Here is a 21,478-nt window from a genome sequence, read left to right on the forward strand (position 1 = left end):
TATCAACTTATAGGAAATCTCTTAAATTTTCCGCCACTTCATCTGGTTCCAAGTCAAGATATTGTGTAGTAACCGCCAAGTTGGAATGTCCCAACGCTTTACTGATTAATGCAATATTTGCTCCTTTATCGTATAAACTCTTTGCATATGCCCTACGGATTGCGTGAGCGTTAATATTCGGTAAATCATATCGTTTGGCATATTTGCTCAATTGCTTCGAGATTGCATTATTCGTGCTTTTGGTGTTAATCGTTGTTCCTCGTTGAGTGATGAATATAAAATCATTATCCTGTTTGTAATAGGAGCGGATTTTTTCATTTTGTTCAATGAGGACTTTATACAATTCAATCAATTGTTCATCTAGTGGCAACTTAAGTGTATTGTGATTTTTCATTATGGAGCCATCAAGGTTTAATGATTTGTCATTGAAGTTGATATGACTTTCTCGAATTTGCCCTAATGTGTTAATACGGACTCCTGTTTTATACAGCGTTAATATCGCTACCGCATCTCGTAGACCGATAAATGTGGAAGTGTCCAACAAGGATAACAATACGTTTAAATCGTTTTGCTTTGCACCAGTTTTGATTTTTTTATCGACCTTTATTTGTATTGTCAACCAAAATTTAGTCGGCAGCCAACCGTTGTTATAACATTTGCTCAATACCGCTTTCAGACATTTTAACCGAATACTTTTGGTTGAAGCGGAGACGTTCATACTGTCCAACCATTTGTAAATTGTATCAACCGTTATTTCCTCGAGATACTTAATGCCAGTTGCTTCAAGAAAATGATTGAATATCACATTGTAATCCTTTAGTGTTCGCTCTCGATAACCGTTTAATGTCATTTGTCGGTGAATGGTGGATAATGCCTTTTCAGCATTCATTCCTTTTGCAATTTGTTCTTTCGGTTTCAATAACTCCGCTTTTATTGAAACATCAAAGATTCCTTTTTTCTTAGTCAAAATAAAAACCCCCAAAGAATATATTTGGAAGTTGATTTATGTAACGATTTTTCGGGGATATTTCATAAAGGTTCGATACCTTATAGTTATCCCTAACTGCGTTAAACCGTTGTGGTTATTGAGTTTTTCAAAGTTTAAATGGCGTCCCAGGAGAGATTCGAACTCCCGACCGACGCCTTAGAAGGGCGTTGCTCTATCCAGCTGAGCTACTGGGACACGTTTTGTTTGTCTGTTTATCTTGAAGACATTTATTATAATACCAAGATATATATTATATGTCAACACTATTTCAAAGAAAAAATTCTTTTTCTTTTTTTTATCAAATTTCCGCCAGCAGATGTTGTCTGCTGGCGGAGTGTATTCATTGAAATACTTGTCGCAGCGAGGGCAGTTCTTGATGCGTTTCGTCATAAAAACAGATGGTTGTCGTGTCGTGATCGACTTCAAGGATGGCATATGTTTTTTCTTTACGTCCACGTGGGAAGGAGATGCTACCTGGATTGACGAATATCGTGCCATCGATGCGCTCCGCTCCAACGAGATGCGAGTGACCGAAAAACACAAAGTCAGCTGCATATTCCTTCGCTTTATACATCAAGTTCATTAAAGACATTTTAATATTATAACGATGGCCGTGTGTGATGAAAATTCGTTTTCCTTCTACACCTTCAATAATATCATATGGAAATTGATTTTCGGTATCACAATTGCCACGCACGATAAAATATCCTTCCACCTCTGGATCATTCGCTGACAGCTCAGAATCGCCGCAATGGATCATCGCATCGACTTGATGCTCATATCTTTCTTTTAACTGTTGTAGCACTTCACTCCAGCCGTGGCTATCACTGACGATTAATACTTTCATTTCACTGCACCTTCAAGCAAAGTAGGTAGCTGTTCTTTTAGTTTGTTCAACGCATTGCCACGATGGCTAATGCTGTGTTTCGTTTCAGGCGCAAGTTCTGCCATCGTCGCTTCAAACGGCTCCACATAAAAGATCGGATCGTAGCCGAAGCCATTCGTTCCTTGTTTTTCTTCCGTAATTCTACCTTCACATGTGCCGACGACTGTTGCGGTTTCCTTCCCAGGCATCGCAATCGCTAACGCGCAATAAAAGCGAGCCGTCCGTTTGTCACTAGCAACACCGTGAAGCTCCTCCAGCACTTTTTGAATGTTCGCCTCATCGCTTTTCTCTTCCCCTGCGTATCTAGCTGAATAGACACCAGGGCGACCGTCTAGCGCATCGATCATTAAGCCAGAATCATCAGCAATAACGAGGCGGCCTGTTAACTGACAGATCTCCTCTGCCTTTAAGATCGCATTTTCCTCAAACGTTTCCCCTGTTTCTTCTACATCGGCATACTCCGGGTAATCGAGCAACGTCTCCACCTTCATTCCGAAAGCAGCAAACATTTCCGCGAACTCCTTCGCTTTTCCTTTGTTTTTTGTGGCGATAATGACTGTGTCCATCTTGCGTCTCCTTTTTACTTACTGATTTTGTCGGCAATCTCACCAAGAACAGACGCTTGAATGTTAAATAGCTCCTTCAAACCGATCTGAGCAGACTCTAGCAAGCTTTGCAAATCCTTCATTGAAAACGTCGCTTCTTCTCCGGTTCCTTGAAGTTCAACAAATTCACCAGCTCCTGTCATCACGACATTCATATCAACTTCCGCTTGGCTATCTTCAATATAATTCAAGTCTAACACGACTCCGTGATCTTTGACGACCCCAACACTTGTTGCTGCTAAAAAGCTCGTCACTGGGAAAGTTGGCAATTCTTTTTCTCGCTGTAAACGATCTAAAGCAATCGCCATCGCCACGAAGGCTCCTGTAATCGATGCCGTGCGCGTGCCACCATCTGCTTGAATCACATCACAATCGACCCAAACGGTACGTTCACCAATCGCTTCTAAGTCCACCACCGCTCGCAACGCGCGGCCAATTAAACGTTGAATTTCCATCGTGCGTCCAGATACTTTTCCTTTAGATGATTCACGAATATTACGTTGCTCTGTTGCTCTTGGTAACATCGAATACTCAGCAGAAATCCATCCCTTTCCGCTTCCTCGCATAAATGGTGGTACTCTCTCTTCTATACTCGCTGTACAAATGACTCGTGTGTCTCCTACTGTAATCAGTACAGAGCCTTCCGGATGCTTTAGAAAATCTTTCTCTATATGTACTTTACGCAATTCATTATAATTTCTACCGTCAACTCTCATGTGGCTCCTCCTTTAATTGAACAAGCATCCTCGCTTGTCTGATTCCGCGCAAGCAAGGATGCTGCTCCTTCATTCGCTACTACTATATAATAGCGTAAATTTCGTTGTTCACAAGCCAATCGGGTTAATAAATTCTGGTCTTGTCACTGAACTGCTAAGAGGCTCCCCTTTTTCAGTAATAATCTCCGAGCTTCCTGCCACTTGGATCGCTAAGCTTTCAATCGTACCGTCTTCTGTTAACGACAAGGCCAACAGCTTTAATATGTGATCAGACACCATTTTATTTTCCATGCTACCAAGGATAGCTTCATTAAAGTTCAATGTCACCCGCCCATCCTTCACAATCGGACGTTCAAGTAGCTCGGCCTGTGGGATAAATTCTGTGACCAATCCTGAATCAGCTTTTGGTCCCTTCGTCAGCTCTTTTACGACGGCTGTAATTTGATCCTCTTCACTATTCGCAATCCGTCTAGTGACAGGGACATAATAATAGTTGTCTCCCTGTTGTGCCATAAAATATACCGTCACTGGTCTTGTATTGGCTACATCGACCACGTTGGACGTATCAAAGTTAATTCCCGCTTTTCGAGTCATTCCTTTCGCATGTAACGGTATGTTCGCCACCGGCATTTCCTTCAGTTCATGTCCGTTAATCCTCATTTTCACTCGATTAATCGAATCAAATTGAGTCAATGTCCATGTCACCGCTTGTACAATCCGAGCTTCATCTTCTTTCGCATACTCTTTAAATTCAGGTGAGAAATCAACGGTCGCTACTCCCTTTTGAACATCCACACTTTGCACTTGAGTGCCTGCCGGTAATACAGGACGAAAATCATTCGGCAGCATATTAGTAATTGGTCCTTCCACTACGAGATGTTCTAGCGCCTGCTTGGCCAAACTTTTTGTATTGGAAAGGGGCAGCGTCTGTGAAACGACGTAACCGTTTTTATCAATTAAATAAAGCTCCGTCATCACCATATTTTTATCTTGCTTCGTCAGCGACTGTTCCTCACCTGTCAAATTATCGGTATACGTTACTGATTGCGGTGGATCTATCTTTTCCTTCTTCTCCCCAGATAGCAAGCCGCATCCAGCAGCATAAACCGCAGCAATCAAGATAGCGACTACAGCTGTCATTTTCTTATTGAGCATAATGACCCCTCCTAAAGCTGTTTGTACTAAATATACGAGCCATTCATCAAGTTAGAACCGGTCAAATAAAATCTTCTATTCTAGCAAAAAAAACGATCCACTCAGCGGCCTAAGCGGATCGTTTCAATTTGTAGTTGTTTATTTTGTAGCCAATCTGAAGCAATTCGATCAAACAGCTCTTTAGAACCCGTCGTGAAAAAACGATGAGGAGAAGCCTTCACCTTCGATTGGATTTGCTGGTAGTCAAGAATTGCACTCACTTCACGAGCCGTCTCTTCTCCCGAACTAATAATTTGCACTTGATCACCAAGTGTGTTGGCAATGACTGTTTCTAGTAATGGATAATGTGTACACCCTAATATGACCGTATCAACGGACGTATGCTTTAACGGTTTTAATGTTTCAGCTACCACTTTTTTCGCCATTGCACTTTTATGCTCACCACTTTCCACGAGCGGAACAAATTTAGGACAAGCGATAGAAGTGACTTCCACATGATCGTTAATGGCCATTAATGCGTGTTCATATGCACCGCTTTTGACCGTTCCGATCGTTCCTAGCACCGCGATCTGATCATTTTTCGTATGTTTAATCGCGGACCTTGCCCCAGGGCGTATAACACCAACGACCGGAATATCAAGCGCTTCTTGTATTTCCTCTAACACGACCGCTGTCGCTGTATTACAGGCAATGACGAGCATTTTAATGTTTTTTTCAAGCAAAAAGCGGGTCATTTCCCACGTGAAAGCTTTCACTTCCTCAGCCGGCCGTGGACCGTACGGACAGCGAGCGGTGTCTCCAGTATAATAAATCGTTTCATTCGGGAGCTGGCGCATCATTTCTTTCGCTACAGTCAATCCACCGACTCCCGAATCCATGACTCCAATTGGTCTATTCAACACATTCGCCTCATTCTTCTTTCATTTCTTGATGCATTTTTTGTAAGTTTCGTTTAAGCGATTCCACTTCTTCCATCGTGAAATCCATTAATAGTTGCTTCACATATAGCTGGCGCTTCGCAATCACTTCATTAATAATTCGCAACCCTTCACTCAATAAATGAATGCGAACAATTCGTCGATCATGCACATCTCTTACCCGCTCAACTAGCTTTGTTTTTTCCATGCGATCAATCAAATCAGTCGTCGTGCTACAAGCTAAGTACATTTTCGTTGATAGCTCACCGATCGTCATATCCCCTTCCTCAAACAGCCATTGTAATGCAATAAACTGTGGGGGCGTAATATGATAATCATTCAAAATTTCGCGGCCTTTTTGCTTAATGATCACATTTATATATCGCAATTCCTTTTCAATTTCCGCAACAAATTCAGACGAACAGTCTAGCTCTTCTGCCATTCCTTTTGCACTCCTCAATCTCTTTTGCTTTTCATGTATATTCCTATATTTTCTCTTTTTTTTTGAAAAAATGCAAGGGTTGCTCGGCTTTCCTTGTAAACGCAAAAAAGATGGCGTGAACGTTCAACGCCATCTTTCTTCTTAAAGCTTCAGCTCACCCATACGCAACAATTCAATAATTGCCTGTGAACGACCTTTCACACCGAGCTTTTGAATGGAATTAGAGATATGGTTTCTAACAGTTTTTTCGCTAATAAATAATTCTTCTGCGATTTCCTTCGTTGTTTTATCCTGAACTAGTAACGTAAACACTTCTTTTTCTCTTTTCGTTAAAAGTGGTTTTCGAACAAAGCGGTGCTCCCTCACTTGACATTTACCCTCCTCGCCTCCGCCAGCTTCTCAACACAGATAGTACGGCCGTTACGGTATCATATGTTAAAAGGTGAGGATTTGACATTTAAGAGTAAAAATATTTTAACATGAGCTTACTTTGAAATTTGCGCAAGCTTTTCTTTCATATCTTCTGTTAATGAGCATGGCTTGTGCGTGTCTTTAGAAATTTGAACGACTCTTCCTCTTCCAACAAAGCAGATGTTTCCGTTTTGATTGACCCCTTTATAATGGAGATCAACAGATGATTGACCGATCGTCGCCGCTTTCACGAAAATCTTCAGCTTTTCCCCAAAGAATACTTGCTGAATGAAATCACATTGTAAGTCTGCAACAACGATCATCGTGCTGCTATCTTCCTTCACCCAATCCTCCATTAATCCAGTTTCTTTAAAAAATTCAATGCGCGCCTCTTCAAAATAAACGAATGGTACCGTGTTATTTAAATGACCAAACATATCTGTTTCCGAAAAGCGAACGCTTACAGGATGAAAAAAGCGAAAACCATGTTCCCACTGACTCCAATCTTCAATATATACAATCTTTTTCATTCCCCATTTCCCCCTTTGTTTGTATACAAAAAAGCTGCCCCCTACGAAACAGCATCTAATATCTAGATCATGTACATTCGTAGGAGGCAAGCTTTTGAAACACCATTCTTATTACATATTAATCTACTTGATGATCGCTTCCTAAGAAATTACGGAATGCTTGAACTGTTGCGTCGCGGTTCAACGCAGCGATCGATGTTGTCAAAGGAATTCCCTTTGGACAAGATTGCACACAGTTTTGAGAGTTCCCGCAGTTTGCAAGGCCACCATCTCCCATAATTGTTTGCAAACGTTCGTCTTTATTCATTGCACCTGTTGGATGCGCATTAAATAGGCGAACTTGCGATAACGGTTGAGGACCGATAAAGTTTGATTTGCTGTTTACGTTCGGACAAGCTTCTAAGCAAACACCGCAAGTCATACATTTAGATAATTCGTAAGCCCATTGACGTTTTCTTTCCGGCATACGCGGACCAGCTCCGAGATCGTACGTTCCATCGATCGGAATCCATGCTTTTACCTTTTTCAAAGAATCAAACATGCGGCTACGGTCAACTTGTAAGTCACGAACAACAGGGAACGTACTCATTGGAGTCAAGCGAATTGGCTGCTCTAATTGATCCACTAGTGCTGTACATGATTGTCTCGGTTTGCCGTTAATAACCATGGAACATGCGCCACATACTTCTTCAAGACAGTTCATATCCCAAGCAATCGGCGTTGATTGTTCACCTTTTGCATTGACTGGATTTCGACGAATTTCCATTAGCGCTGAAATAACGTTCATATTCGGACGGTATGGAATCTCAAACTCTTCGTCATACGGAGCAGAATCCATCGTGTCTTGACGAGTAATGATAAAGCGAACGGACTTATTCTCACTCATCTTTATTTCCCCTCCTTATTCTTAGTGTAGTCGCGCTTACGAGGAGGGATTAATGAAATATCCACCTCTTCGTAATGGAATGCAGGCGCTTCATTCTCACCTTTAAATGTTGCCATTGTTGTTTTCAAGAAGTCTTCATCGTTACGATCCGGGAAATCAGGCTTGTAATGTGCTCCGCGGCTTTCGTCACGATTTAAGGCACCAATTGTGATGACACGAGCAAGGTGAAGCATATTTTTCAACTGACGAGTGAAAGTAGCTCCTTGGTTGCTCCACTTAGCTGTATCACCAATGTTGATATTTTTCCAGCGTTCCATTAATTCAACAATTTTATCATCTGTTTGCTTCAGCTTGTCGTTGTAACGAACAACTGTTACGTTTGCCGTCATCCACTCACCAAGCTCTTTATGAAGGATATACGCGTTTTCTTTCCCATCAAGAGACATAATTTCTTTCCATTTCGCTTCTTCTTGCTTCGTATAGCGATCGAACACAGAAGAAGAAATCGCATCCGATGTTTTTTCAAGACCATTAATGTATTTCACAGCATTCGGTCCAGCTACCATACCGCCGTAAATAGCTGAAAGTAGAGAGTTGGCACCTAAGCGGTTCCCACCATGCTGTGAATAATCACATTCACCAGCCGCAAATAAACCAGGAATATTAGTTTGTTGCTCATAATCTACCCATAATCCACCCATAGAGTAGTGAACCGCTGGGAAGATTTTCATTGGTACTTTACGTGGATCGTCACCCATGAATTTCTCATAGATTTCAATGATTCCACCAAGTTTAATGTCTAGTTCATGTGGATCTTTATGAGATAGATCCAAATACACCATGTTTTCACCGTTAATACCTAGCTTTTGATTCACGCACACATCAAATATTTCACGTGTCGCAATATCACGCGGTACAAGGTTTCCGTAAGCCGGATATTTTTCTTCAAGGAAGTACCATGGCTTACCGTCTTTGTACGTCCAAACACGTCCACCTTCTCCACGAGCAGATTCACTCATTAGACGAAGCTTATCATCCCCAGGAATCGCTGTCGGATGAATTTGGATAAACTCTCCGTTCGCATAGTTAACACCTTGTTGGTAAACGATAGAAGCGGCAGAACCTGTGTTAATGACAGAGTTTGTTGACTTTCCGAAAATGATACCAGGGCCACCTGTCGCCATAATAACGGCATCACCAGGGAACGTTTGAATGCTCATATCCGTTAAGTTCTGTCCAACGATTCCACGACAAATTCCTTCATCGTCAACGACTGCACCAAGGAATTCCCAACCTTCATATTTCGTAACAAGCCCCGCTACTTCATGACGACGAACTTGCTCATCCAACGCATATAGAAGCTGTTGACCAGTTGTCGCACCCGCAAACGCTGTACGGTGATGCTGTGTACCTCCGAAACGACGGAAATCAAGAAGTCCTTCTGGTGTACGGTTAAACATAACCCCCATACGATCCAATAAGTGAATAATTCCTGGAGCTGCTTCTGTCATTGCTTTTACCGGTGGTTGGTTAGCAAGAAAGTCTCCTCCATAAATCGTATCATCAAAGTGAACGTAAGGTGAATCTCCTTCACCTTTCGTATTAACAGCACCGTTAATACCGCCTTGCGCACAAACAGAATGAGAACGCTTTACTGGAACTAATGAAAATAGATCGACTTGCGTTCCTTCCTCTGCTGCTTTAATTGTAGCCATTAAACCAGCTAATCCGCCGCCGACTACGATAACTTTTCCTTTACCCATTGAGACTCACTCCTTTTTCTGCAAATTCCGAACTAAATATTTTTGAATAGATCCTATTATAAATTAAACGAAAGCTAAAATGGCACGAATACCTACAACAGAAAGCGCAACAAATACGCCCATTGTAACGTAAGTCGTAATTTGCTGAGCACGTGGAGAAATTGCGATTCCCCAGCTTACACAAAATGACCATAAACCATTAGCAAAATGGAAGATAGTAGATAAAACTCCAACTATGTAGAAACCAAGCATAAATGGATTAGCCAAAATGCTTTCCATCATTTGATAATCCACATCAGCACCTAATGCCGCTTGAACTCTCGTCTGCCATACGTGCCATGCAATAAACACAAGTGTTACTACGCCCGATAAGCGTTGTAGGAAGAACATTTGATTTCGGAAGAATGTATATCTACCTACATTGTTCTTTGCTGTAAAGGCAATGTACAATCCATAAATAGCATGGAATAATAACGGTAGAAAAATAATGAATACTTCCAAGAAATAGCGAAACGGTAATTGCTCCATGAAGTGAGCGGCATTGTTAAACGCTTCTTCACCCTTCGTTGCAAAATGGTTGATTACTAAGTGTTGTACCAAAAACAGTCCCACAGGAATGACACCCAGTAATGAATGCAACCTGCGATAAAAAAACTCTCGATTGTCAGCCACGATTTACCCCCCTTAATTTTGAAGCATCTGGCAAAATATTTCTACACATAGCTTCATATTGTAACAATTATGTGACACCACCATTTTACTCCCATCGTCACAGAGCGTCAAGAATGCGTATACATCTTTTTATATTCTGAAAAAACTACAAGCTATCAAACACGGATTTTTCCCTCTTTTTTTACTATTGTAGTATTATGTCGAAATAACAATTGTAAAGATGAGCGTTTCACCTTTTTTCTATCGACCAAGTTGTATATAATGAATAGCAGAAAGTGGGGATTAAAATTGACCAATCAAACTGATAAACAAGAAACGGATACACTTTCCGTCCCTGTCTTCGGTTACGAAATTATTAGAGACGTTTTGCTCACAGATGTATTAGGGAAAGAAACAGCCGACATCCTTTACTGGGCCGGAAAATCGATTGCTCGCAAGTTTCCTTGTGCTACCTTTGATGATCTTGCCTCTTTTTTCATCGAAGCCGGCTGGGGTGAACTGACACTATTAAAAGAATCTAAAAACGCGAAAGTATTCGTTTTGAGCGGTCCCTTTATCGATCGACGGTTTTCTGTTCAAACCGAACCGTCCTTCACATTAGAAAGTGGATTTTTAGCTGAACAACTGAGCGTTCAAGAACAAACGATCGCCGAATCCATATGCGAAGTTCAAAAGCGTGCTCAAAAAGTTCAAGTGACCGTGAAATGGGGATAAATAAAGAGTGTTACATCTGACTGTTATACATATTTCTTCGTTTTTCACGCTATAAGAAATGTAGCGGGGCTTTGTTCCCCGCTGACATTTCTACTCCGTAAGCGATACTAAGCTATTCACTTCATTGTTTAAGCTTTTTAATTATTCCTTCCGCTGTCCGTTCTGGAATGCCCATCGCTATAATCTCCTCTTTTGTCGCTTCTTTCAATTTCTTCACAGAGCCAAAAGCTTTCAGTAGCATTTTTTTCCTTTTCGGTCCAACACCGTCAATGTCATCTAAAATCGATTGAAAGGCACTCTTTCCACGCAGCTCGCGGTGAAATGTAATCGCAAAACGATGCACTTCATCTTGAATCCGCTGCAATAAATAAAACTCCTGGCTATTATGTTGAAGCGGAACGACTTCAAGTGGGTCACCATACAACAATTGAGAAGTACGATGCTTATCATCTTTCGCAAGCCCAGCGACTGGAACATCTAGGTTCAGTTCATGTACTAAAATCTCCCTTGCTGCTTCAATCTGGCCTTTCCCTCCATCAATCACCACTAAATCCGGTAAAGGAAGCCCTTCTTTTAACACCCTAGTATAGCGACGACGAATCACTTCACGCATTGATCCATAATCATCGGGTCCCTCCACCGTTTTAATTTTGAATTTACGATATTCCTTCTTCATCGGTTTTCCATCGATAAAGACGATCATCGCAGAAACTGGATTCGTTCCTTGAATGTTGGAATTATCAAAGGCTTCGATGCGAAGAGGAGGATGAATATTCATCGCTTCACCGAGGCGTTCCACTGCTTTAATCGTTCGCTCCTCGTCCCGTTCAATTAAAGCAAATTTTTCTTGCAACGCAACGGCTGCATTTTTCTCCGCTAACTTAACAAGTTCTTTTTTTTGTCCTTTTTGCGGCTTCATCATCTTCACTTCAATCAATTGTTCCGCTAAAGTCGCATCGACTTTTTCCGGCAACAATATTTCTTTCGGCTTAAAATGATTCGGCTGATCATAAAATTGGTTCAAATACGTTAAAAACTCTTCTTCCGGCTCGTCATAAAATGGAAATAAAGAGACATCGCGCTCAATTAATTTTCCTTGACGGACAAAAAAGACTTGTACGCACATCCAACCTTTATCCACCGCATAACCGAACACATCGCGATCCATTAAATCGGTCGTATTGATCTTTTGTTTTTCCATTAATGCATCGATATGGGAAATTTGATCTCGATATTCCTTTGCTCGCTCAAACTCCAGCTTTTCCGCTGCTTCGTGCATCTTTGCTGTTAATTGCTCTTTCACTTGCTGATGCCCGCCCTGTAAAAATCGACTTATTTCCTGGGTAATATGTCGATAATCTTCCTCCGTCACCTCTTTCACACAAGGAGCTAAACATTGCCCCATATGATAATAAAGGCACACTCGATCGGGCAAGTTCGTGCATTTTCTTAAAGGATACAACCGGTCTAATAATTTTTTCGTCTCATTAGCTGCTTGTGCATGCGGATAAGGGCCGAAATATTTCCCTTTATCTTTCTGGACTTTTCGCGTGATGATTAACCGCGGATGACGTTCAGCCGTTAGTTTAATAAATGGATAGCTTTTGTCATCCTTCAGCATAATATTGTATTTTGGATCATGCTTTTTAATTAAATTGAGCTCCAAAATTAACGCTTCCAAATTAGAAGAAGTTATAATGTATTCAAAATCTTCTATTTCATTGACGAGACGCTGTGTTTTGCCATCATGAGAGCCGGTAAAATAAGAGCGCACACGATTTTTCAACACCTTTGCCTTCCCGACATAAATGACCATTCCATGTCGGTCTTTCATTAAATAACAGCCCGGCTGATCCGGAAGCAATGCTAATTTATGTTTAATCATGTCATTCATTCTTTCCACCTCCTTCGTAAACTAAAAATATTAAGAGTTTTAAGCAAAAAAAACGCCTCTTGTCTATGACAGAAGGCGTTTATGTACTTTATTAAGCATGTTTAGTAATTAATTCAGCTAGTGCTTCTTTCGGTTGGAAACCAATCACTTTATCCACTGGCTGACCATCTTTGAAAAGAATAAGCGTTGGGATGCTCATTACACCGAATTTTCCAGCTGTTTCTTGGTTGTCATCTACATCGACTTTAACCACTTTTGCTTTGCCGTTTAATTCAGCATCTAGCTCTTCAAGTACGGGAGCAATCATTTTACAAGGTCCGCACCAAGGCGCCCAGAAATCCACGAGTACAAGACCGCTTTCTGTTTCAGTTGAGAATGATTGATCAGTTGCATTTACAATTGCCATTAAAATGACCTCCTAAAATAACGATATACTACGGATAGTATATCACCGATTATCACATGATGCGAATTTTTTGTTTCAAAACTACTTTGCCCAGCGAAATTGATTATATACGAAAAAAAACTGCTAGCCTATATTAGACTAGCAGCCTTTTGATCACATTAAGACATAGCGACTTTTAGTTTTTTAAATTCTTCTGTTAACATCGGTACGACGTCGAATAAGTCACCAACGATGCCATAGTCCGCTACGCTAAAGATGCTTGCTTCTGGATCTTTATTGATCGCTACAATCACCTTTGAGTTAGACATTCCGGCTAAATGCTGGATCGCTCCAGAGATGCCACAAGCGATGTACAAATCAGGCGTAACGACTTTACCTGTTTGACCAATTTGTAAGGAATAATCGCAGTAATCTGCATCACATGCACCACGAGAAGCACCAACTGCTCCACCAAGTACGTCAGCGAGTTCTTTTAATGGCTCAAAGCCCTCTTCGCTTTTCACGCCGCGCCCGCCAGCAATGATTACTTTCGCTTCTGATAAATCGACCCCTTCGCTTGCTTTACGAACGACTTCTTGAATGATCGTACGAAGATCTTTAATATCAGCTGAAACCGATGATACATCGCCTGAACGAGACTCATCTTTTTCAAGTGGTGTAATATTGTTTGGACGAACCGTTGCAAGTACGATTCCTTCGCTCACCGCTTTCTTTTCAAATGCTTTTCCGGAATAAATTGGGCGAGTAAAGACAACTTCTCCACCTTCTTCTTCTACAGCTGTCGCGTCAGAAATCAAGCCTGCTTCTAGCTTCGCCGCAATTTTCGGTGATAAATCTTTTCCTAGTGCCGTATGACCAAAGACGATTCCCTCTGGACTTTCTTGATCGACAACAGCTAGCAACGCTTGTGAAAAGCCGTCAGATGTGTATTGAGCTAGCTTTTCATCCTCTACCGTTGCGACTCGGTCTGCACCGTAATGAATCATTTGCTCAGCGTATGAACTTACAGACTCCCCAAGCAATACCCCAACAACTTCTCCGCCTTCTGCTACTTTCTTTCCAGCTGCAATCGCTTCAAAAGATACATTTCTTAACGCTCCGTCACGAACTTCACCTAATACTAATACTTTTTTTCCCATGTTTGTCCCTCCTGTCAGTTAAATTACTTTCGCTTCTTTATGCAATGCGTTCACAAGTTCCGCTACTTGATCGCTTAAATCGCCTTCTAATACACGACCAGCTTCTTTTGTCGGTGGTAAGAAAATATCGATTGTTTTTGTTTTTGCTTCAACATCGTCTTCCTCTAGATCTAAATCATCCAGTTCTAATTCTTCTAAAGGTTTTTTCTTCGCTTTCATAATCCCTGGTAAAGATGGGTAGCGTGGTTCGTTTAACCCTTGTTGTGCTGTCACTAATAATGGCAGCGTTGTTTCGATTTTTTCGGAATCCCCTTCGACATCGCGAACGATATTGACTGTTTCACCGTCAATTTCAATGTTTGTAATCGTTGTTACGTAAGGAATGTCTAGTAGTTCCGCTACACGAGGACCCACTTGACCGCTACCGCCGTCGATCGCTACGTTACCAGCGATGATTAAGTCTGCTTCCTTATCTTGTAAATACTCAGCCAAAATTTTCGCTGTCGTAAATTGGTCGCCATCTTCCACATCGTCCTCGATATTAATAAGAACTGCTTTATCAGCCCCCATCGCAAGCGCTGTGCGAAGCTGCTTTTCACTTTCTTCTGATCCGACAGAAACGACCGTTACTTCGCCGCCTTTATCGTCGCGGATTTGAATCGCTTCTTCAACGGCATACTCATCGTATGGGTTGATGATAAATTCCGCTCCGTCTTCTTGAATCGCACCGTTAGCCACGGAAATTTTTTCTTCTGTATCAAATGTTCTCTTTAACAATACGTAGATGTTCATATTTTCCCCTCCTGCATTCTTAACTTTCTATCGTTTTAAAAGATTGCGAAAATTTTTCGCAAAAAAATTATTTACCTGTAAATTCAGGCTGGCGTTTTTCGATAAATGCTTGAATCCCTTCTTTCGCATCTTCGGAAACGAACACCACCCCAAAGGAATCAGCTTCCTTTTGCACGCCTTGATAATATTCAGCGTGTTTGGAATAGTTTAGTAGCTCAATAGCCGCTTTCATACTAACCGGGCTTTTTTGAGCCATTTTCGCAGCCATTTCTCTTGCTTTTGGCAATAGATCTTCCTCGTCATAAGCGTGGTTGGCAAGACCCCATTGAACCGCTTCTTTTCCTGAAATCGGTTCACTTGTCAACAACATTTCTGCCGCTTTCGCCATGCCTACATATCGTGGTAGACGTTGTGATCCAGCAAATCCTGGTACAAGCCCTAGAGTGAGCTCAGGTAGCCCAAGCTTCGCCTTTTCCGTTACTAATCGGATATGGCAGCTCATCGCTAGCTCTAAGCCACCGCCAAGTGCCGCCCCATGAATCGCTGCAATCACTGGCTTGGAAAAGGTTTCAATTCTTTCGAATACACGTTGGCCTCTTGCCGCGAGCCGTGAGAATTCTTCTCCGGTCTCGATCGAAGTAAATTCCTTAATATCGGCTCCAGCTGAGAAAAATCTACCTTCTCCCTTCATAAGAAGAACACGAATTTCTTGATCATTCTCCAACTCATCCAACACATGATCGATTTCTTCAATCAATGCGCCAGACAAAGCGTTGGCTGGTGGACGTTGAATCGTAATCTCAGCGACCCGACCTTCTTTGTGCAAAGATATGTACTCCATTCTCTCACCATCCCTTTGTTCAATTCGTTAACGGGCAGAAAATCCATTCAATAACATGTCTCCGACTTCCCTTGCAAGTGCTTTGAGATCATATTTTTGATCGTTCACCACCCAAGTGGTAACGGTTTCATCCATCGTGCCGAAAATCATTTGCCGAGCGAGTAGAATATTTAGTGATTCCCTAAACTCACCCGTTTGTACGCCTTCCTTTAAAATGTCATCCATGACCAACAAATAGTCTTTAATGATAGCATTAATTTGCAGACGTAACTCCTTGATCGACTGTCGAACTTCAAGCTGAGTGACAACGGCTAAATGAGGATCTTCCGACAATATTTTAAAATGGTTTTCTACCAACACTAATAATTTCTCCGCCGCTGTCGATTTTCCTGCTACAGCTTCTTTAATTTTTACGACAAAATCCCCCATTTTTTCACGGAACAGAGAAATTAATATATCATCTTTATTTTTAAAGTATAAATAAATGGTTCCATCCGCTACGCCTGCCTGCTTCGCAATTTTAGACACTTGCGCTTGATGATAGCCGTTTTCGGCGATGACAACGACCGCTGCATCAATGATTTGATGGTATTTTGGTTTGTTTTTTTTCACAAGCTACCCTCCCAACCAACAACTGAATGACTATTCATTCATAATTCTATATTATCTTTTCTTTCTGATATAGTCAAGAGGGTCGCTTGTTTACATTAACTTGTTTTTTCTAATTTCTTTTTTTCTTCGTCTATTAGCGCACGACGCAAAATTTTTCCGACAGCTGTTTTCGGCAGTTCTTTTCGAAACTCGTAAATTTTTGGCACTTTATAAGGAGCGAGGTGATCGCGGGCAAAGGCGTTCATCTCTTCTTCTGTGACTTCGTATCCTTCTTTTAGCACAATATACGCTTTAACTGTTTCGCCGCGATACGGATCGGGTATACCCGCAACGACGGTTTCTTGAATCGCTTCATGCTCATATAACACTTCTTCTACTTCACGCGGATAAATATTATATCCACCGGCAATAATCATATCCTTCTTGCGATCGACGATATAAAAATAGCCTTTCTCATCCATATAGCCGATATCTCCTGTTAAAAACCAGCCATCTTTAAACGCCATTTCCGTCTCTTCCGGGCGATTCCAATACCCTTTCATAATTTGCGGACCCTTCACAACAATTTCACCGACTTCACGAGGAGGTAAAAATTCTCCCGTTTGCATCGAAAGGATGGCAGCCTCTGTATCCGGCCATGGAACGCCGATACTTCCTTTGATCCGTTCACCGTCCCAAAGGAAATTGGCATGAACGACAGGAGACGTTTCTGATAATCCATATCCTTCAACTAGTTTACCACCTGTAATTTTTTCAAATTTCTGCTGCACTTTAGCTGGTAACGGAGCGGAGCCGCTTAAACAGCCATGGATGGAGGAAAGATCATATTTCGGCAAATCCGGATCATTTAATAGGGCAATATAAATCGTTGGCGCCCCCGGAAAAAGAGTTGGCTTTTGCTTATCGATCGTTTTCAGCGTCATTTTCGGATCAAATTTCGGCAACAGCACCATTTTATAACCTTGCATAATCGATAAGATCATCACCGTTGTCATACCATATACGTGAAAGAAAGGGAGCACCCCAAGGATGACTTCTTCGCCATGCTTGCATTTGTACAACCAAGCGTCGCACATCGCTGTATTGGAAATTAAGTTTTTGTGGGTGAGCATGACACCTTTTGGAAATCCCGTTGTGCCGCCTGTATACTGAAGCAAAGCGAGATCTTCTGCAAAATCGAGTGAAACTTCTATTTCTTCTGCTTTTTCATGAGCCATGATTTTTTTAAATTCATGGTTGGTTCCCCATTCTTCGATATGAACGACGAGACCCGTTTGTTTCTTCTGAATATAAGGATAGATGATGTTTTTTGGAAAAGGCAAGTAATCTTTGACAGCGGTTACAATTAAATGTTCAAGATCGGTATTTGCCCATACGCTGCGGACGCGTGGGTAGAGAATATCAAGGGTGATGATTATTTTCGAGCCGGAGTCCTTCATTTGGTATTCAATTTCTCTCTCTGTATACAATGGATTCGTTTGAACAACAATTCCCCCGGCATATAATACACCGAAATAGCTAATTACAGCTTGTGGACCATTAGGCAACATAATCGCTACGCGGTCTCCTTTTTCTACACCTAGCTTTTGTAAATAGCGAGCTAGCTTTAATGCAGACTCATACACTTCTGTAAAGGTCAACTCTTTCCCTAAAAAATGAATCGCTATTTTATTAGGATAATTTTTCGCGGCCTTTGTTAAGTACTGCTGAACAGGTTGCTCCTTATACGTCAAAGTTGCCGGTATTTCCTTTGGATATTGCGAAAGCCACCTTTTGTCCGTCATCTCCATCCCTCCTTGTTAATTTAGAATATTAAAAATATTCTATTTAATTATAATGTATTTTGATCATCGATGCCAATTATTCTTTTTTTACATTTTATCCTAAAAATCAAAAAAGCTCGACTTTTTCCGTCTCACTCCATGAGTCAGATCAGCCGAGCTTTTATTCATTTCTTGTTATTAAGCGGTTTTCCTTCCTCTGCGCATGATATTTTTTCGATCACGCTTAACTGCTTTATAGATGGAAGGAATAACAATCAAGGTTAATAGAGTGGATGTCGTTAGTCCACCAATGACGGTAATCGCTAATCCTTTTGAAATCAGTGCCGCGGATACGGATTCTGTGTCGCTCGATAAAGCAAGTGGGATAAGCGCACAAATCGTAGCAACAGCGGTCATCACAATCGGACGAAGACGGACTTTTCCTGCTTCTACTAACGCTTCTGTCACATTCATGCCGTTCTTGCGATTCGTTTCGACACGATCGAGTAAAACGACTGCATTCGTTACTACGACACCAATTAACATGAGTAAACCGATCATGGAACTTAATGACAACGGCTGACCTGTTAATAACAATAAGCCGAATGCACCAATTGGTACAAAGAGAATCGATGTTAAAATCACAATCGGTGTGACGATCCCTTGGAACGTCGCACATAATACGATAAACACTAAGCCGATGGCCATCAGCATCGCTGTGATCATTTTGGAAAACTCTTGATTGATCTCCTCATTCGCTCCGCCCGTTTTTAATGTTACCCCATCTTCAAAAGAGAGCTCTTTCATTTCTTTTTCAACCTTTTGGGTAACTTCTAAAACATTTTGGCCTTTGACAGTCGCTGTTATTTTAGCAAGTGCTTGACCGTCTTCGTGTTTAATCTCTACTGGTGTTTTCACTTCTTTCAGTTCGGCGATATCTTTTAACGCTTTTTCACCATCCATCGTTAACACTTTTAAGTTTAACAAGTCTTCTTTAGTAGCTACTTTTTTGTCGTATTCTAGGGTGAGATGGTACATTTCATCCTTTAATTCATAGTCCATTAATTGAACCGGAACTAACCGCTCTTGAATAGCCGCCATCAGCTGAGTCCCATCAACGTTAGCTTTACGCCCTTCATCGTTAATTTCCACTTCCCACTTTGCACGGGCGCCAGTCATTTCATTTTGAATGTTCTTTAACTGATCATTTTCTTTTAAGCGATCTTCTACTAGTTTAGACGCTTTCTCTAATGCGACAAAATTATCGCCATATAATTCTACGTTCACTACGTTACCTGCTGGTCCAGACCCCATCGTAGCTGAATAGTCTTCCACCGTTATTTCGGCAGTTGTCACTTTGTTTTCTATGTCTTTTTTAAATGGCTTAAGCAAAGCATCAGCCTTATACCCCTCTTTTAACTTCACAATAAAAATAGCTTGATTTTCAGTGCTTTGCATCGACATCGGATCAATCGATTGCCCCACTTGGACGCTACTGTAATCGACTTCTTTGCGACTTTCTAAATAGCTCTCTACTTTTTCAGAAGCAGCGTTCGTATCATCGATTTCTGATGAGGCTGGAAGCTGCATACCGATTTTCAAAGATGTTCCACTTTCAGATGGCATTAAAGAAAAGCCCATCATTGGTACAAGTGCAAAGGAACCGACTAATAGTAACAGTGAAGCGATGATCACGAGCCATTTTCGTCTCAAAGCACCACGCAATGTTTTTTCATAGAAACGAATCGTTTTGCCTTCTTCTTCTTTCTTTGGCTTCACTTTTAAAAATAGGCTTGAAAGCATCGGAATTAACATGATCGCAACAAAGAATGAAGCGAGAATAGAGAACACAACCGCTAAAGAAAACGGACGGAATTGTTCACCTGTAAAGCCTGAAACGAACACGATCGGTAAAAAGACGATACAAGTGACAAGCGTAGATGAAGTGATCGCCTTCATCACTTCTTGTGTAGCTTTGCGAGCGATTTCTTTTTTCGGAAGTTGCCCCCCTTGCTCTTTCAACCAGCGGTCGATATTTTCAATGACCACGATACTATCGTCGACGATACGCCCGATCGCTACCGCTAAACCACCTAAGGTCATGACATTTAAACTATAGCCCATTTTTTCAAAAATAAAGATCGTCACAAAGATCGAAACAGGCAAGGAAATGATAGAAATAATCGTCGCTCGGAAGCTTCTTAAAAATAGGGCAATGACGATGACTGTAAATAACGCACCGAATAATCCTTCTTTAACGAGTTTAGAAATCGATGTCTCGATTTCGTTTCCGAAATTCATAATTGAAAATACTTCGTAGTTTTCTTGTTTTTCATATTGGTTAAGCAGTTGATCAACAGCCTTCGTTATTTCGACGGTATTCCCACCCTTTTCTTTCGTTACATTGACGACAAAAGCCTTGTCACCATTATAACGAGATAGATCTCCGCCTTCTTTCTTCATCTCAATTTCAGCGATTTCTCCAAGCTCCACAGGTGCTGCTGGTGCCCCAAGTGTAGCAGGAGGAGTGATTTTCGTCTTCTTCAGCTCTTCCACCGTATCAATTTGTCGGTTCAAGCTTATAGGAATCGTGTTGCCGTCACTCTCGATCGCTCCTATTGAGACATCTTTATTTCTCGTTTCTAACGCTTCTCTTACCGCTTGCAACGTTAAGCCATTATCTTGTGCTTTCTTCTCATCCACTTGAATGAACCATTGATTTTCCGATTCACCGCTCACATCAATACTGGCGATCCCTTCCTTCTTTTTCATTTCAGGAATCAATGTATCATTGAGAAACATTTGTAAATCATCTGGCTGATCGGATGTTAAAGCAAATTGCATAATCGTATTCATCATGCTGTCCGTCGTTAAAATATTATGCTCGGTATACTCTGGAAACGATAATCCGCTAATAATCGATTCTAGCTTAGCCGATGACTTATCCAAATCGGTACCATATGGATATTCGATTTGGAAGGTAATCATTTGACTGGACGTGGTACTGATCACGCTTTTTACATCGGTATTGGCGTTCAATTGTTCTTCAAACGGCTTCGTGATCCGCTCTTCATTTACTTCCGCTGATGTACCATTTGGGGTCGTCACTTGGACAAATAAAGCTGGATAAGTCACATCCGGCATAATTTCTTTCGAGATCGTACTTGAGGAAAATATTCCTCCCCCGAGAATTAATAAACCTAGTAAAAAAACAGCAATTCCATTTTTCAGACTCCATTTTGTCAACTTAATCATTTGACAAGGGCCTCCTCTTCATTTATTGAGCTCACTGTAAAGATAACAGACGAATATGAACTCAATATGAACAATTATTGGAATTATGTAA

21 protein-coding genes and 1 tRNA gene are annotated in these 21,478 nt (G+C 41.2%); 1 reads left to right on the top strand and 21 read right to left on the bottom strand.

Going from position 1 to position 21,478, the window contains the following annotated elements; all coding sequences use genetic code 11:
• Positions 1 to 7: 7 nt before the first annotated feature.
• The 13 genes from ACSVDJ_RS12935 to ACSVDJ_RS12995 form a co-directional block, all read right to left on the bottom strand.
• Positions 8 to 967 (bottom strand): tyrosine-type recombinase/integrase, encoded by a 960-nt coding sequence (locus tag ACSVDJ_RS12935; RefSeq protein ID WP_439169938.1) that lies wholly within the window; start codon positions 965 to 967, stop codon positions 8 to 10.
• A gap of 139 nt (positions 968 to 1,106) precedes the next feature.
• Positions 1,107 to 1,183 (bottom strand) — tRNA-Arg (locus tag ACSVDJ_RS12940).
• 145 nt (positions 1,184 to 1,328) lie between these two features.
• Positions 1,329 to 1,835: a metallophosphoesterase gene (locus tag ACSVDJ_RS12945; protein WP_439169937.1), complete on the bottom strand. Its 507-nt coding sequence runs from the start codon at positions 1,833 to 1,835 to the stop codon at positions 1,329 to 1,331.
• Positions 1,832 to 2,440, bottom strand: a complete 609-nt coding sequence (locus ACSVDJ_RS12950; RefSeq protein ID WP_439169936.1) for an XTP/dITP diphosphatase — start codon at positions 2,438 to 2,440, stop codon at positions 1,832 to 1,834. Before ACSVDJ_RS12950 ends, ACSVDJ_RS12945 begins: the two co-directional genes overlap by 4 nt.
• Before the next feature lie 14 nt (positions 2,441 to 2,454).
• Positions 2,455 to 3,195, bottom strand: a complete 741-nt coding sequence (gene rph / locus ACSVDJ_RS12955; protein WP_439169935.1) for a ribonuclease PH — start codon at positions 3,193 to 3,195, stop codon at positions 2,455 to 2,457.
• A 108-nt stretch (positions 3,196 to 3,303) separates the two neighbouring features.
• Positions 3,304 to 4,350, bottom strand: coding sequence for a GerMN domain-containing protein (locus tag ACSVDJ_RS12960; RefSeq protein WP_439169934.1), 1,047 nt, complete (start codon positions 4,348 to 4,350; stop codon positions 3,304 to 3,306).
• Between the two features lie 101 nt (positions 4,351 to 4,451).
• The gene (gene racE / locus ACSVDJ_RS12965) at positions 4,452 to 5,249 is read right to left on the bottom strand and encodes a glutamate racemase (RefSeq protein WP_439169933.1); all 798 of its coding nucleotides are present in this window, start codon (positions 5,247 to 5,249) and stop codon (positions 4,452 to 4,454) included.
• Between the two features lie 10 nt (positions 5,250 to 5,259).
• Positions 5,260 to 5,709, bottom strand: a complete 450-nt coding sequence (locus ACSVDJ_RS12970; RefSeq protein WP_439169932.1) for a MarR family winged helix-turn-helix transcriptional regulator — start codon at positions 5,707 to 5,709, stop codon at positions 5,260 to 5,262.
• Positions 5,710 to 5,850: 141 nt separating this feature from the next.
• On the bottom strand, positions 5,851 to 6,075 hold the full coding sequence (locus ACSVDJ_RS12975) for a helix-turn-helix domain-containing protein (protein WP_094835889.1): 225 nt from the start codon (positions 6,073 to 6,075) through the stop codon (positions 5,851 to 5,853).
• 119 nt (positions 6,076 to 6,194) lie between these two features.
• Positions 6,195 to 6,650, bottom strand: a complete 456-nt coding sequence (locus ACSVDJ_RS12980; RefSeq protein ID WP_439169931.1) for an acyl-CoA thioesterase — start codon at positions 6,648 to 6,650, stop codon at positions 6,195 to 6,197.
• Between the two features lie 118 nt (positions 6,651 to 6,768).
• Positions 6,769 to 7,536 carry a succinate dehydrogenase iron-sulfur subunit gene (gene sdhB, locus ACSVDJ_RS12985; RefSeq protein ID WP_439169930.1) on the bottom strand — a complete coding sequence of 256 codons (768 nt, stop codon included), beginning with the start codon at positions 7,534 to 7,536 and terminating at the stop codon, positions 6,769 to 6,771.
• Positions 7,537 to 7,538: 2 nt separating this feature from the next.
• Positions 7,539 to 9,299, bottom strand: a complete 1,761-nt coding sequence (sdhA, locus tag ACSVDJ_RS12990; protein WP_439169929.1) for a succinate dehydrogenase flavoprotein subunit — start codon at positions 9,297 to 9,299, stop codon at positions 7,539 to 7,541.
• 63 nt (positions 9,300 to 9,362) lie between these two features.
• A complete protein-coding gene (locus ACSVDJ_RS12995; RefSeq protein ID WP_439169928.1) occupies positions 9,363 to 9,971 on the bottom strand; it encodes a succinate dehydrogenase cytochrome b558 subunit in 609 nt (202 codons plus the stop codon).
• Between the two features lie 288 nt (positions 9,972 to 10,259).
• On the opposite strand from ACSVDJ_RS12995, the gene ACSVDJ_RS13000 reads away from it, so the two are divergent.
• On the top strand, positions 10,260 to 10,685 hold the full coding sequence (locus tag ACSVDJ_RS13000) for a DUF2507 domain-containing protein (RefSeq protein ID WP_518619018.1): 426 nt from the start codon (positions 10,260 to 10,262) through the stop codon (positions 10,683 to 10,685).
• A gap of 121 nt (positions 10,686 to 10,806) precedes the next feature.
• Here the strand turns inward: ACSVDJ_RS13000 and uvrC are convergent, their stop codons facing one another.
• The 8 genes from uvrC to ACSVDJ_RS13040 form a co-directional block, all read right to left on the bottom strand.
• Positions 10,807 to 12,579, bottom strand: a complete 1,773-nt coding sequence (uvrC, locus tag ACSVDJ_RS13005; protein ID WP_439169926.1) for an excinuclease ABC subunit UvrC — start codon at positions 12,577 to 12,579, stop codon at positions 10,807 to 10,809.
• Positions 12,580 to 12,670: 91 nt separating this feature from the next.
• Positions 12,671 to 12,985 (bottom strand): thioredoxin, encoded by a 315-nt coding sequence (gene trxA, locus ACSVDJ_RS13010; RefSeq protein ID WP_439169925.1) that lies wholly within the window; start codon positions 12,983 to 12,985, stop codon positions 12,671 to 12,673.
• Positions 12,986 to 13,143: 158 nt separating this feature from the next.
• Positions 13,144 to 14,124 (bottom strand): electron transfer flavoprotein subunit alpha/FixB family protein, encoded by a 981-nt coding sequence (locus tag ACSVDJ_RS13015; protein WP_439169924.1) that lies wholly within the window; start codon positions 14,122 to 14,124, stop codon positions 13,144 to 13,146.
• Positions 14,125 to 14,142: 18 nt separating this feature from the next.
• Entirely contained in the window at positions 14,143 to 14,916 is a 774-nt protein-coding gene (locus ACSVDJ_RS13020) for an electron transfer flavoprotein subunit beta/FixA family protein (RefSeq protein ID WP_439169923.1), read from the bottom strand.
• 67 nt (positions 14,917 to 14,983) lie between these two features.
• Entirely contained in the window at positions 14,984 to 15,757 is a 774-nt protein-coding gene (locus tag ACSVDJ_RS13025; RefSeq protein ID WP_439169922.1) for an enoyl-CoA hydratase, read from the bottom strand.
• Positions 15,758 to 15,784: 27 nt separating this feature from the next.
• A complete protein-coding gene (gene fadR, locus ACSVDJ_RS13030; protein ID WP_439169921.1) occupies positions 15,785 to 16,369 on the bottom strand; it encodes a fatty acid metabolism transcriptional regulator FadR in 585 nt (194 codons plus the stop codon).
• A gap of 95 nt (positions 16,370 to 16,464) precedes the next feature.
• Positions 16,465 to 18,153, bottom strand: a complete 1,689-nt coding sequence (locus ACSVDJ_RS13035; protein ID WP_439169920.1) for a long-chain-fatty-acid--CoA ligase — start codon at positions 18,151 to 18,153, stop codon at positions 16,465 to 16,467.
• A gap of 177 nt (positions 18,154 to 18,330) precedes the next feature.
• The gene (locus ACSVDJ_RS13040; protein WP_439169919.1) at positions 18,331 to 21,387 is read right to left on the bottom strand and encodes an efflux RND transporter permease subunit; all 3,057 of its coding nucleotides are present in this window, start codon (positions 21,385 to 21,387) and stop codon (positions 18,331 to 18,333) included.
• Positions 21,388 to 21,478: the final 91 nt, after the last annotated feature.

This window comes from Bacillus sp. Hm123 (assembly GCF_051842975.2).
In the GTDB taxonomy this organism is placed as follows: Bacteria; Bacillota; Bacilli; order Bacillales; family Domibacillaceae; genus Bacillus_CE.